Source organism: Arthrobacter sp. SO5 (genome assembly GCF_020532805.1).
Taxonomy (GTDB): domain Bacteria; phylum Actinomycetota; class Actinomycetes; order Actinomycetales; family Micrococcaceae; genus Arthrobacter.
Map to the genome: position 1 here is coordinate 437 of NZ_MQTQ01000094.1, position 13,103 is coordinate 13,539.

The following is a 13,103-nucleotide window of genomic DNA, read 5'->3' on the forward strand; positions in this document are numbered from 1 at the left end:
AACAAGGCCGCCGGGCCGAACAGAACCAGCACGGACAGGACCCCCGGCCAGCTGCCGCCAGCCGGCCACCCTCACCGGGGGAACTTCCGGCCCACGTCGCCGCGCGAACGAGCCCGCACCGTCGTCGGATGGCGGTGGCCGGAGTCTTCTTGTGAGACGTGCCACCGGCAGGGCCTAATGGCCCCGGACCATTAGCCGCTCGCTGAGGACTCGCCTAGAATTGATGCAGATGTACGGACTTCGAAGCGCTTGATTTCGGGTTGCGTAGGAACGAAACACGGAATAGAGCGGCTGCGATTGCGCCAGTGGTCAGCTCACAACAGGAGGAATCCAGCATGGCTGAGCACAACGACGGTAACCGCAGCGGCAAGGACCGCGGCAACTCTGACGGCGGACGCAGCTCGGGCGGCGGAGGATTCCGTGGCACCAACAACTCCGGCGGCGACCCCCGAGGCTTTCGTGCCAGGGACGACCGGGGTTCGGAAGGTTCGCGAACTTCCTCCGGTGATCGTAAGCCCTACGGTGACCGTGCCCCGCGTGAAGGCGGCGGCGAGCGTCGTAGCTACAGCGGTGGCGGGGACCGTAAGCCGCCCTACAGCGGTGGTGGAGATCGTGATCGTAAGCCGTACGGTGACCGTGCCCCGCGTGAAGGCGGCGGCGAGCGTCGTAGCTACAGTGGTGGCGGCGACCGTAAGCCGCCCTACGGCGGTGCGGAGAACCGGAAGCCGTTCGGCAGCCGTGATGACCGTCCGGCCCGCAGTTTTGACCGTGATGACCGTCCGGCCCGCGGCTTTGATCGCGGGGAATCGGGCCCGCGCCAGTTCGGCCGCGACCGCGCCGAAGACCGCCCGGTCCGCGTACCGAACGCGCGGGACCTCCGCAGCGCCAACCGTCCCGACCGCGAGCGTTCACCGCAGATCCATGACGATGTCACCGGCAAGGAACTCGACCGCGCCACGCAGCACCAGATCAAGACCCTCGAGGAGAACAGCGCCGAATGGGTTGCACGCCACCTGGTGATGGCCGGTCGGCTCATCGACGACGAGCCGGAACTTGCCTTCCAGCATGCCCTCGCGGCCAGCCGCCGCGGCGGACGACTCGGGGCAGTCCGCGAAGCCGTCGGCCTGACAGCCTATGCCGCCGGACACTACGGCGAAGCCCTGCGGGAGTTCCGCACCTACCGGCGGATCAGTGGTTCCAACATGCACCTGCCCGTCATGGCCGACTGCGAGCGTGGCCTGGGCCGCCCGGACCGTGCCCTCGACATGGCCCGCTCCGAAGAAGCCAAGGATCTCGACGCCCCCGGCAAGGCAGAGCTCGCCATCGTGGCTGCCGGCGCCCGTACAGATCTGGGCCAGCTCGACGCCGCCGTGTCTGAGCTGGAAATCGCACAGCTCGACATCAACCGGGCCTTCTCCTACAGCCCCCGGCTCTTCCGCGCCTATGCCGCCGCCCTGGCCGCAGTGGGCCGCGCGGTCGAAGCGGAGAAGTGGGAGCGTCAGGCAGGCGTCGCCGAAAACGCCCTCGGCCTCGATGTTTCAGACGATCCGGACATCATCGACCTCGGCTGGGACGAGGAAGAGGAAGCCCGGGAGGAACAGCAGCAGCGCCGCCTCCTGGCCGACCAGTCGGCCCAGCAGTCCGCTGCTGACACCGACGAGAAGGCCCCGCGTGCCGCCAGCGCCGAAGCCGTCGCCGGGCTCCGGGAAACGCCCGAAGCCGGGGAAGGCCAGAACGGTCACGACGCGGAGTCCGACGACGCCGAATCCGACTTCTGGGAGTCCGACGATAGCGAGTCGGATGAGGACTCCGTCGAGAAGGACGTACTGGACCGCTCGGAAGTGCTCTCAGGACACGACTCAGGGGACGACACAGGGGAGACCGGCCCCGCCGACTCTTTCGAGCCCTCCCAGGACGAGCCCTCCCACGACGAGCTCTCCCACGACGCGGACTCCGGCCAGCCGGAACGCGCCGGGGACTAGCGGAGGACTGGCCGAGCATGCCCGGACCTGTCCTGATTTCGGCGTTCGACGCCCTGCTCGCGGACCTCGACGGCGTCGTCTACGCGGGCCCGCACGCCATTCCCGGCGCCGTGGAATCGCTGCGCCGGCTCGCGGAATTCGGCGTCGGACTGGGCTACGTCACCAACAACGCATCCCGGACGCCAGCCGAGGTCGCGCAGCACCTGCGCGACCTCGGGGCGCCGGCTGAGGACCATCAGGTGGTCAGCTCCCCGCAGGCCGCCGGGGAACTGCTGGCCTCCCTCCTGCCCGCAGGCTCCCGCGTGCTGATCACGGGCGGCGACGCCCTGGCGCGCGAAATAGAGCTGGCCGGGCTGGTCCCCGTGGGCAGCGAAGCGGAGAACCCGGTCGCCGTCGTGCAGGGGTTCCACCCCGACCTCGGCTGGAAGGACCTCGCCGAAGCCTCCTATGCTGTCGCCGGGGGTGCCCTCTGGGTGGCCACCAATACGGACATGTCCATTCCGCAGGCGCGCGGAATCGCTCCCGGCAACGGCACGCTGGTCGCCGCCGTAGCCGCGGCAACCGGCCAGCGGCCGCTCGTCGCGGGCAAACCGGAGGCACCCCTGTTCCACTCCGCCGCCAAGCGGCTGGCAGCGGACCGGCCGCTGGTCGTCGGGGACCGACTCGACACCGACATCCTGGGCGGCAACAACGCCGGATTCGCCACGGTGGCGGTGCTGACCGGCGTCGACACACGCGAATCGATCCTGGCCGCCCGCTCCATGGAACGTCCCCGCTACCTCATCAGCGACCTCACGGACCTCTACCGGCCCTACCCGGCGGTGAAGCTCGACGCCGGACGGTACCGCTGCGGCGCCGCCTCCGCCGTCGCGGACGGTCCAACTGTCCGGATCAGCGGCGATCCTGCCGACCTCGACTCGTGGCGTGCCGCCTGCGCGGCCTGGTGGGCCGCCCATCCGGACGCCCCCACAGCCCTCGCACCGGTGATCGACTGGCTGGATCACTAGACTGGAACCCATGACCGAGTTGAACCCCGCGAAGAACCATGCCAGTGATACTGACGTGGAAACCCCGGATTCCGGGATTGACTGGCCGGCATTGCCGGGCAGTGCCGCAGCCCAGGATCCCGACGTCGGCGGCCAGGATCCCGCCGTCGGGGCCCTGATGGACCGGCTCGGCGCGCTGCCGGACCTTCCGGTCGCCGATCACGGCGAGGTCTACGCCGGCCTGCACGAGGAACTGATGGGCGCGTTGAACCACGACGTCACACGAGGCACCGCAGGACACGTTGCGGCGGGAGGATCCGCCGAATGAGCCGGCTCGACCAGGCCCTAGTCGGCCGCGGGCTGGCGAGGTCCCGAACGCATGCGGCACGCCTCATCGCCGAAGGCAAAGTCAGATCGGGCGGCGACGTGCTGGCCAAGGCCTCCCTCCAGATCGGGGACGACACGGCCCTGGACGTCGCGGCCACCGGGGAAGACAGCTATGTCAGCCGCGCGGGGCACAAGCTCGCCGGCGCCCTGGATGCCTTTCCCGCCATCGAGGTCCGGGGCAAGCGCTGCCTGGATGCCGGCGCCTCCACCGGCGGGTTCACCGAGGTCCTGCTCCGGCGCGGCGCCGCGCATGTGGTGGCGGTCGACGTCGGCCATGACCAGCTGGTCCCGGTGATCCGCAACGATCCCCGCGTCGCCGTCCACGAGGGCCTCAACGTCCGCTACATGTCGCCGGATGAGATCGGCGGACCGGTGGCTCTGACCGTGGCGGACCTGTCCTTCATCTCGCTGACCCTGGTGCTGGCACCCCTGGCCGCCTGCACCGAGCGGGGCGGCGACCTGGTCCTGATGGTCAAGCCGCAGTTCGAGATCGGCAAGGACCGGCTGGGCCGCTCCGGCGTCGTGACCTCGGAGCGGGAGCGCCGCCTGGCCGTGGCCAAGGTGGCGGCCGAAGCGCTGGACTCCGGCCTGGAACTGGAAGGCCTCGCCAGCAGCCCGCTTCCCGGCCAGGACGGAAACGTGGAGTACTTCCTGTGGACAAAGCGCGGGATTGGCACAGACCTGCCTAAGATCGAAGAGCGGGACGCAGCCGTTGCTGCGCTACTCGGAACGATCTGGCCCAAGCACTAAAGCACTAGAAGGCGGAACCCGATGAGCAGGCGTGTCCTCATCCTTGCCCACACAGGCCGTGAGGAATCCCTCAAGGCTGCCTGGGAGGCGTGCGCCCTACTCCATGCCTCCGGCCTCATCACGGTGATGCAGAAATCCGAGCTCGGCGACATGGTCCGCTTCTTCGGGCGCCTGGACCAGCCCGTCGAAGTCCTGCATGACCACGTCAAGCTGCCCGACGTCGAACTCGTCATGGTGCTCGGCGGCGACGGCACCATCCTGCGCGCCGCGGAACTCGTGCGCGAGGTCGATGTGCCGCTGCTCGGCGTCAACCTGGGCCACGTCGGATTTCTCGCTGAAAGCGAGCGGGCCGACCTCGCCCAAACGGTCGAGTGGATCGCCAGCCGCGACTACACCGTCGAAGAGCGGATGACCATCGACGTCCAGGTCTGGGTCAAGGGACAGAAGATCTGGCATACCTGGGCGCTCAACGAGGCTGCGATCGAAAAGGGCAACCGGGAACGGATGCTCGAAGTTGTCACAGAGGTCGACGAACGCCCCCTGACGTCCTTCGGCTGCGACGGCGTGGTCCTCGCCACGCCCACCGGCTCCACGGCCTACGCGTTTTCCGCCGGCGGCCCCGTCGTGTGGCCCGAGGTCGAGGCGCTCCTGATTGTGCCGATCAGCGCCCACGCGCTCTTCGCGAAGCCGCTGGTGGTCTCGCCCCGTTCACGGCTCGCCGTCGAGATCCTAAACCGCACTGACGCCCAGGGCGTGCTCTGGTGCGACGGCCGCCGGTCGGTGGATCTACCGCCGGGGGCCCGAGTGGAAGTCACCCGCTCGGCTACGCCCGTCCGGCTGGCCCGGACACACCAGACGCCCTTCTCCGGCCGCCTGGTCCGCAAATTCGAGCTGCCCATCCAGGGCTGGCGCGGGCCCATGCCGGAGGCCCAAACCATCCACACCGGCCCCGTGCCGGTGATCCGCACCCTCAGGCAGGCCGCGTCGCTCCCGGCGCCCCGGCATGTTGGCCCGGAAACCGGTCTGCCCGCCCTCCCGGATGCCACCATCGATCCCCCCGCCGATCCCACGACCGTGAAGTGACCCATGCTTGAAGAACTGAGAATCCGCGACCTCGGCGTCATCACCGACGCCACGCTGCCGCTCGGCCCGGGACTGAGCGTCGTGACAGGTGAAACCGGTGCCGGCAAAACGATGGTGGTCACCGCCGTCGGGCTGCTGCTCGGTGCGCGGTCAGACGCCGGAGCCGTCCGCAGCGGCGCGAAGAGCGCCTCGGCTGAGGCCACCGTGAAGCTCGACGCCGGCCACCCGGCGGTGGAGCGGGCCCGGGAGGCCGGTGCCGAAGTCGAGGAGGCCGACGGCGGCGCAGAGTTGCTGCTCGCCCGCAGCGTCGGCGCCGACGGCCGGAGCCGGGCGTACGTCGGCGGACGCGCCGCGCCGGTCGGGGTACTCGCCGAGATCGGCGAAACGCTGGTGGTGGTCCACGGCCAGTCCGGCCAGATCCGGCTCAAAAGCCCGGTCGCGCAGCGCGGCGCACTGGACAAATTCGCGGGGGAGAGCCTCGCCGGGACCCTGGCCGGCTACCAGGAGCTGCACGGGCACTGGAAATCCATCCAGACCGAACTGGACGGGCTTCGCAGCGCCGCCCGGGAACGGCTCCGGGAAGCCGAATCCCTGGAGGCGGCCCTCGCCGAGATCGACGCCGTGGACCCGCAGCCCGGGGAAGACGAATCGCTCAAGGCCGAGGCCGTCAAGCTCGCCAATGTCGAGGAACTCCGGATCGCTGCCACGACAGCCCACCAGGCCATCATCGCCGAGGACTTTGGCGAGGACGCTGACGCCACGGCCCTCGTCGATGCCGCCAAACGCACCCTGGAACACGTCGCCGAACATGACGAGGAACTCGGAGCCGCGGCCGCCCGCCTAGCCGAGGTCGGCTTCCTGCTCAACGACATCGCCTCCGACCTCGCCAGCTATCAGGCCGCCCTGGACACGGAGGGCCCCGAACGGCTCGCCGAGATCGAGGACCGCCGCGGCACGCTGGCAAAGCTTGTGCGCAAGTACGCGCCGAGCATTGACGAGGTGCTGGTCTGGGCTGAGGAGGCCCGGGCACGGTTTCTGGAACTGCAGGACGACTCGACCCGGATCGAGGCACTGGACGTTGAAGTCACCCGCACCGAGGCGGAGCTCACCAAGCAGGCCGCCGCGATCAGCAAGCTGCGCAAGAAGGCCGCCAAGGAGCTCTCCGCCCGCGTCAGCGCGGAACTCAAGGCCTTGGCGATGGCCGACGCCACCCTGGTCATCAACGTCGAGTCCGGCGGGCAGCTGGGACCCTTTGGCGCCGACGAGATTTCGTTCCTGCTGCAGCCGCACTCCGGCGCCCCGGCACGACCGCTGGGCAAAGGCGCCTCAGGCGGCGAACTTTCCCGGGTGATGCTGGCCATTGAAGTGGTGCTCGCCGCCGTCGACCCCGTCCCGACATTCGTCTTTGACGAGGTCGACGCCGGCGTCGGTGGCCGGGCCGCCGTCGAGATCGGCCGGCGCCTGGCGATGCTCGCCCGGCACGTCCAGGTCCTCGTCGTCACCCACCTGCCCCAGGTGGCTGCCTTCGCTGACCAGCACATCAGGGTCACCAAGACCTCCGTGCGGGGCGCTGACGGGGCCACGGCGACAGGCTTCACCTCCAGTGACGTCCGGCTGCTCGATGAGGCGGAGCGCGTCCGGGAGCTGGCCCGGATGCTGGCCGGCCAGGAGGACTCCGAATCGGCCCGGGCGCACGCGCAGGAGCTTCTTGCCGACGCCAGGCTCCTGCCGCAACAGGCCTAGGCGCCCGGTACGGCTGGCCCGTACCGGCATGGCGATCCCAGCGGCTTGCCGCAACCAGACCCGTGAAACCCTCAATTGATGATAGGCTCGAACTCCGTGGTGCAGCGATCAAATTCCCGTGTAAATTCCCGGTTTCCGGGCTCGTCCAAGACGACCAAACACATCTTCGTCACCGGTGGTGTGGCGTCCTCGCTCGGTAAGGGACTGACGGCTTCGAGCCTCGGTCACCTGCTGCGGGCACGCGGCTTGTCTGTAACAATGCAAAAGCTCGATCCTTACCTGAATGTGGATCCGGGCACGATGAACCCCTTCCAGCACGGCGAAGTCTTCGTGACTGACGACGGCGCCGAAACGGACCTCGACATCGGCCACTACGAGCGCTTCCTCGATGAAAACCTCGAAGGCTCGGCCAATGTCACGACCGGCCAGGTCTACTCCACGGTCATCGCCAAGGAACGCCGCGGCGAGTACCTGGGCGACACCGTCCAGGTCATCCCGCACATCACCGATGAGATCAAGCGGCGCATGCGGCTTCCCGCCGAGGGCAAGCACGCTCCCGACGTGATCATCACCGAAATCGGCGGCACCGTCGGCGACATCGAGTCGCAGCCGTTCCTCGAATCCGCCCGCCAGGTCCGCCAGGACATCGGCCGCGGAAATGTGTTCTTCCTGCATGTCTCCCTCGTGCCGTACATCGGCCCGTCGCAGGAACTAAAGACCAAGCCGACGCAGCACTCGGTTGCCGCGTTGCGTTCCATCGGCATCCAGCCCGAGGCGATCGTGATCCGCTCGGACCGCGAGGTCCCGCAGGCCATGTTCGACAAGATCGGCCGCATGTGCGACGTCGACATCGACGCCGTCATCGGCTGCCCGGATGCGCCGAGCATCTACGACATCCCCAAGACGCTCCACTCACAGGGCCTGGATTCCTACATCGTCCGCGCCCTGGACCTGCCCTTCAAGGACGTCGACTGGACCAGCTGGGACAAGCTCCTCGACGCGGTCCACAACCCCAAGCACGAAGTTGAAATCGCCCTGGTCGGGAAGTACATCGACCTGCCGGATGCCTACCTCTCCGTGACCGAGGCCCTGCGTGCCGGCGGCTTCGCCAACGACACCAAGGTCAAGATCCGCTGGGTTCCCTCGGACGAATGCGAAACCCACGACGGCGCCGTCCAGGCCCTCGCCGGCGTCGACGCCATCTGTGTCCCGGGCGGCTTCGGCATCCGCGGCCTCGAAGGCAAGCTCGGCGCGCTGAAGTATGCGCGGGAAACCGCGCTGCCTGTCCTGGGCCTGTGCCTGGGCCTGCAGTGCATGGTCATCGAGTACGCCCGCAACGTGGTCGGCCTGGAAGGCGCGTCCTCGTCCGAGTTCGAGCCGGATTCCAAGTACCCGGTCATTGCCACGATGGAAGAGCAGCTGGACTTCGTTGACGGCAAGGGAGACCTCGGCGGCACCATGCGCCTGGGACTGTACGAGGCCAAGCTGGATGAGGGTTCCGTCATCGCCGAGACGTACGGCACCACCACGGTCAGCGAACGCCACCGCCACCGCTATGAGGTCAACAACAAGTACCGTGACCAGATCGCCGCCAAGGGTCTGGTGTTCTCCGGAACGTCGCCCGACGGCAAGCTGGTGGAGTACGTGGAACTTCCTCGCGAAGTCCACCCGTACTACGTGGCCACGCAGGCTCACCCGGAGCTCAGTTCACGGCCCACCAGGCCGCACGCTCTCTTCACCGGGCTGGTAAAGGCCGCCCTGGAGCACCAGAAGGGCGCTGACCTCACGGCCGCCACGGCCGGCACAGCCAGTTCAGGGACCGCCAGTTCAGGGACGGCCAAGGCTGCTCCGGCCGCTGCCAAGTCCCCGACTGTAGCGTCAAAGTAACGAGTAACTGAATCAAAGGACGGCGCGATGCCCGGTAGTTCCGAGACCCCCCATGCTGCACGGCAGGTTTCGGATGCGCCGAGCCCGCGCCGTCTTTTGTCGTCCCGGACCGTCTACGAAGGCCGGATCTGGGACGTTGTCAGCGACAGCTTCCAGCTCAGCGACGGAACCGGCCCGCTGGTCCGCGACTACATCGCCCACCCCGGCGCCGTTGCTGTTCTCCCGATGAACGACGCCGGCGAGGTGCTGCTGATCAAGCAGTACCGGCACCCCGTCGGCATGGATCTTTGGGAGATCCCGGCGGGGCTGCTCGACGTCGAAGGCGAGGACTTCGTCGTCGGCGCGGCACGCGAGCTCGCCGAAGAGGCAGATCTCATCGCCGGAGAGTGGAATGTGCTGGCCGACTTCTTCAATTCCCCAGGCTCCTCCAGTGAAGCGATCCGCATTTACCTGGCCCGTGACCTGAGCGACGTGCCCGGCCACGAACGCCACGTACGCACGGACGAGGAAGCCGAAATCGAGCTGCACTGGATGCCGCTCGGCACCGCCGTGGCGGCGGTGCTGGCGGGACGTCTCCACAACCCGTCCGCCGTCGTCGGGATCCTGGCCGCCGCGGCCGCCCGCGCGGAGAATTTTCGGGGGCTCCGGCCGGCCGACGCGCCGTGGCCCGCGCACCCCAGCCAGCGCTGATGACGGACACGCTGACCGCCGGACCGCCGGCAACGGAGCCGCCGGCACCTGCGCAGAACCCCGCCCCCGTCAGGCCGCCCACCGCGATTGACCGCGCCATGACGGACTACCTGCAGCACATGGGCGTCGAGCGGGGACTCGCGGCCAACACCCTCTCCGCTTACCGGCGGGACTTGGCCCGCTACGCCAAACACCTGGACCGGGCCGGCCGCCAGCGCCCGGTGGAGATCACCCGGCACGACGTCACCGCCTTCGTCCAGGCCCTGGCGGACGGATCCGACGGCGGCTCGGCGCTCGGCATCCGCTCGGCGGCCAGGACCGTCGTGGCCGTGCGTGGTCTGCACAAGTTCTGGGCGCTCGAAGGCCTCACGCCCACCGACCCAGCCAGCGATGTGCACCCGCCGATGCCGGGCAAACGGCTGCCCAAAGCCATCAGTGTCGAGGAGGTCACCCGGATTCTGGAGGCGGCGGGCGCCGACACGGCGACGGGACTGCGCGACCGTGCCCTGCTGGAGTTCCTGTATTCCACCGGGGCCCGCATCAGCGAAGCCGTGGGGCTCGACGTCGACGACATTTCCCTGGAGCCGTCCGAGCCGGTCGAGTCGGCCGAGTCGGCCGAGTCGGCCGAGTCGGCCGAGTCGCCCGGCGGGGCGGGCGGGACGGCGGGCCCGGCGATTGTCCGGTTGTTCGGCAAGGGCTCCAAGGAACGGCTGGTCCCGCTGGGATCTTTTGGCGTTCGCGCCCTCGACGCATACCTGGTCCGTGGCCGTCCGCTCCTCGCCGCCAAGGGCAAGGGCACTCCGGCGCTGTTCCTGAACGCGCGCGGCGGACGGATCAGCCGGCAGAGCGCCTGGACCATCCTCAAAACCGCCGCGGAAAAAGCCAACATCACCAAGGCCGTCTCGCCGCACACCCTGCGGCACTCCTTCGCCACGCACCTGCTCGAAGGCGGGGCGGACGTCCGGGTGGTCCAGGAACTTCTGGGCCACGCTTCGGTCACCACGACGCAGGTCTACACCCTCGTCACGGCGGACACCCTGCGCGAGATCTACGCCGCAGCGCACCCGAGGGCGCTGGGCTAAGGCGGCCGTTTCGACGGCGGTGACGGCGCTGAGTCGGCCTCTGGCCATCAATAATTGTCAGTGCTCGTTTATATGCTTGGGCTATGAAACGCGGAGCTACATTCAGCGCGGAGATCAGGGCGGCAGTGGCGGCCGTTGCCGCGTCCGCTGCTGCCCTTTCGGCCTCAAGCGAGGCAGGCTTGGATGGTGCTGATCCGTTGCGGGATTTGGCGGATGCCTGTTTGAACGGGCTTGCCGGGGTGGCCCGGCTGGAGGCCGGGGTGGCGGCGTTGAAGGTGCGGCTGGCTGCGGATTATGTGCGTGCGGCCACGGCGCTGGCGTCCCCGGCGGCGTCTCCGCAGGAATGTACCGTCCGGGAGATGGCGGTGGTGGCCGAGGTCGCGTGTGTCCTGACGGTCAGCGAACGGACCGCGGGTGCTTTCCTGTCCGATTGCCAGACACTTTCGATGGCGCTGCCGCTGACCCTGGGAGCCCTGCAGGCCGGGACCGTCTCGTGGCAGCATGCCCGGATCATGGTCGACGAAACCAACAACCTGGACCGGGCCGGGGCGGCCGCACTCGAGGCGCACTTCCTGGACCCGGCCGCACCCGACCCGGCCCGTGGCTGCCCGGCCGGGGAGCTGGTGCCGGGCCGGTTCCGTGCCAAGGCCCGCACGTGGCGGGAACGCCACCACCCGGCCAGCATCGAGACACGCCACACCAGGTGCGCCGCGGACCGGCGGGTCGAGTTCGTTCCGGACCGGGACGGCATGGCCTGGCTCAACGCCTACCTCCCGGCCGATGCCGCAGCGGGGATCTGGGAGCGGACCACCGCCGCGGCCCGGGCGCTGCAGGGTCCGGAGGAGGCCCGGACACTGACCCAGCTCCGCGCCGACGTCGCCGCGACCTGGCTCCTGACCGGCAACGGGACCGCGGCCGGTACAAGAGTCGGGACCCCGGGACGGATCGCCGGCGGGTTGGCCGGCGGGTTGGCCGGCGGCGGGACGGGGATGGCTGGCCTGGCCGGGGGTGTGCCGTCGCCGCGGGCGCAGGTCCTGGTCACCGTCCCGGTAATGTCCCTGCTGGGCGTCACCGATGAACCGGCGATGCTGGACGGGTACGGGCCGATCCCGCCGTCCATGGCCCGACGCCTGATCGCCGAGGGCGCCGACTCGTTCTACCGGGTCCTGACCGACCCCCGCGACGGGGCACCCTTGGAGATCGGGCGGAGCAGTTACCGGCTGACGAAGGCACAGCGGCAATGGCTCCGGCTCCGCGACGGCAAATGCCCTTTCCCCGGCTGCAACAACCCCACGCTGGACAACGAGGCCGACCACCTCCTGGCGTGGGCTGAAGGCGGCACCACCGGGATCGCCAACCTGGGACAGCCCTGCCCCAAACACCACCGCCTGAAACACGGCTCCGCCTGGACACCGGCCGGGGCCAGCAAAGACGACCCGCCGGGGTGGACTTCGCCGTCGGGACGGTACTACCCCAGCGAACACCAGGACTGGGAACCACCCCACTGGCCGCTCGACGTCCCGGCCACGGACGAAGGCGCGGACGATGGACTGCCCGCGGATCCCGGTCGTGATCCCGAGCTGGGCATGCCCTCGGACCCCTTCCCGGGCTGGCACCAATTCACCGCCGCAGAAGTGGACGACTCAGGCTGGCCGGCCACCGTCGAGGACTCGTTCCCGGAGGATCTCCTGCTTCAATGTGCCTGATCGCTGCTTAGGACAAGATCCAGTCCAGAATCGGGCCTACCAGCCGCAAGGATCTTCCCCGGCCCGCAGCGGGGGACGGTCCACAGGCGAAGTTGCATGTTGCGTTGGCCTTGCAACATGATTCCTAAAACCTCATTGGCGTCCACTGGGGGTTTCGTGTTCGGTTTCCTGATCTGCCCATGCGATAGAGAATGTCCCGTATGAACAACGACCCGTGGGGCTGCCCGGAACGTGCCGCGGCTCCTGACGGCTGGATCCTGGCCACAGAAAGCGGGTGGGGCGCCCTGGTCGTCTGGGTAGCCGGGCCGGGCAACTTTGTCCGCGTCCCCATTGCTGACCACGAGCGTCACGGCAACGTCGTCTACAGGCGGGCGGACGGCAGCGAACGAAGTCAGTCCTTCTTGTTGACCAAGGCCGACCTGCAATCTATTGACGACGACATCGAAACTTACCTCGCGGCTGCCGAGCTTCCTCCCCGGCCCCGCGGCTATGACTGGTTCATCCGTCGTCCCTCGTGCATCCCCGTTGGAGAGGATGAGTTCTGGGGTGCGGTGTGGGCCGCTGCCACTGCGGCGTTGTCCGCTGACGACACGGTGCACCCTTTGACGGTGAAAGGCCCCGCAAGAGCGGCCTTGGCCCGAATGTATTCCGGCTGAGATGGTTCCCTATCTCACCATGCGGGCGTCGACAATCTTCGGAGCCGGGTCGGTCTGCTCCGCACCATCGAATTCGAACCCGTTGCGACGATAGAACGCCACCGCCCGGGGATTGTCCTTCGCAACCCACAGCATGGCGGGACCATCACCC

Annotated in this window: 11 protein-coding genes; all 11 read left to right on the forward strand. The window is 68.7% G+C overall.

All coding sequences use genetic code 11. The features are described 5' to 3' along the window. Positions 1–335 precede the first annotated feature (335 nt). The 11 genes from BJG92_RS16710 to BJG92_RS16760 all read left to right on the forward strand — a co-directional run bounded on the left by BJG92_RS16710 (position 336) and on the right by BJG92_RS16760 (position 12,952). Entirely contained in the window at positions 336–1,982 is a 1,647-nt protein-coding gene (locus BJG92_RS16710) for a tetratricopeptide repeat protein (RefSeq protein WP_232085108.1), read from the forward strand. A 17-nt stretch (positions 1,983–1,999) separates the two neighbouring features. Beyond that, positions 2,000–2,989 carry an HAD-IIA family hydrolase gene (locus BJG92_RS16715; RefSeq protein WP_232085109.1) on the forward strand — a complete coding sequence of 330 codons (990 nt, stop codon included), beginning with the start codon at positions 2,000–2,002 and terminating at the stop codon, positions 2,987–2,989. Positions 2,990–2,999: 10 nt separating this feature from the next. Beyond that, positions 3,000–3,296, forward strand: a complete 297-nt coding sequence (locus BJG92_RS16720; RefSeq protein WP_232085110.1) for a hypothetical protein — start codon at positions 3,000–3,002, stop codon at positions 3,294–3,296. Next, a complete protein-coding gene (locus tag BJG92_RS16725) occupies positions 3,293–4,105 on the forward strand; it encodes a TlyA family RNA methyltransferase (protein ID WP_232085111.1) in 813 nt (270 codons plus the stop codon). Before BJG92_RS16720 ends, BJG92_RS16725 begins: the two co-directional genes overlap by 4 nt. Positions 4,106–4,126: 21 nt before the next feature. Next, complete coding sequence (locus tag BJG92_RS16730; RefSeq protein WP_232085112.1) at positions 4,127–5,188, forward strand: NAD kinase; 1,062 nt, start codon at positions 4,127–4,129, stop codon at positions 5,186–5,188. A gap of 3 nt (positions 5,189–5,191) precedes the next feature. Continuing rightward, a complete protein-coding gene (gene recN / locus BJG92_RS16735) occupies positions 5,192–6,931 on the forward strand; it encodes a DNA repair protein RecN (RefSeq protein WP_232085113.1) in 1,740 nt (579 codons plus the stop codon). Between the two features lie 78 nt (positions 6,932–7,009). Then, positions 7,010–8,818: a CTP synthase gene (locus tag BJG92_RS16740; RefSeq protein ID WP_232085114.1), complete on the forward strand. Its 1,809-nt coding sequence runs from the start codon at positions 7,010–7,012 to the stop codon at positions 8,816–8,818. A gap of 27 nt (positions 8,819–8,845) precedes the next feature. Beyond that, positions 8,846–9,508 (forward strand): NUDIX hydrolase, encoded by a 663-nt coding sequence (locus BJG92_RS16745; RefSeq protein ID WP_232085115.1) that lies wholly within the window; start codon positions 8,846–8,848, stop codon positions 9,506–9,508. Further along, positions 9,508–10,590 carry a site-specific tyrosine recombinase XerD gene (gene xerD / locus BJG92_RS16750; protein WP_374199820.1) on the forward strand — a complete coding sequence of 361 codons (1,083 nt, stop codon included), beginning with the start codon at positions 9,508–9,510 and terminating at the stop codon, positions 10,588–10,590. The genes BJG92_RS16745 and xerD overlap by 1 nt, the downstream gene beginning before the upstream one ends. 83 nt (positions 10,591–10,673) lie before the next feature. Beyond that, positions 10,674–12,296, forward strand: a complete 1,623-nt coding sequence (locus tag BJG92_RS16755; protein ID WP_232085116.1) for an HNH endonuclease signature motif containing protein — start codon at positions 10,674–10,676, stop codon at positions 12,294–12,296. A gap of 200 nt (positions 12,297–12,496) precedes the next feature. After that, positions 12,497–12,952, forward strand: a complete 456-nt coding sequence (locus BJG92_RS16760) for a DUF5956 family protein (protein ID WP_232085117.1) — start codon at positions 12,497–12,499, stop codon at positions 12,950–12,952. Positions 12,953–13,103 lie beyond the last annotated feature (151 nt).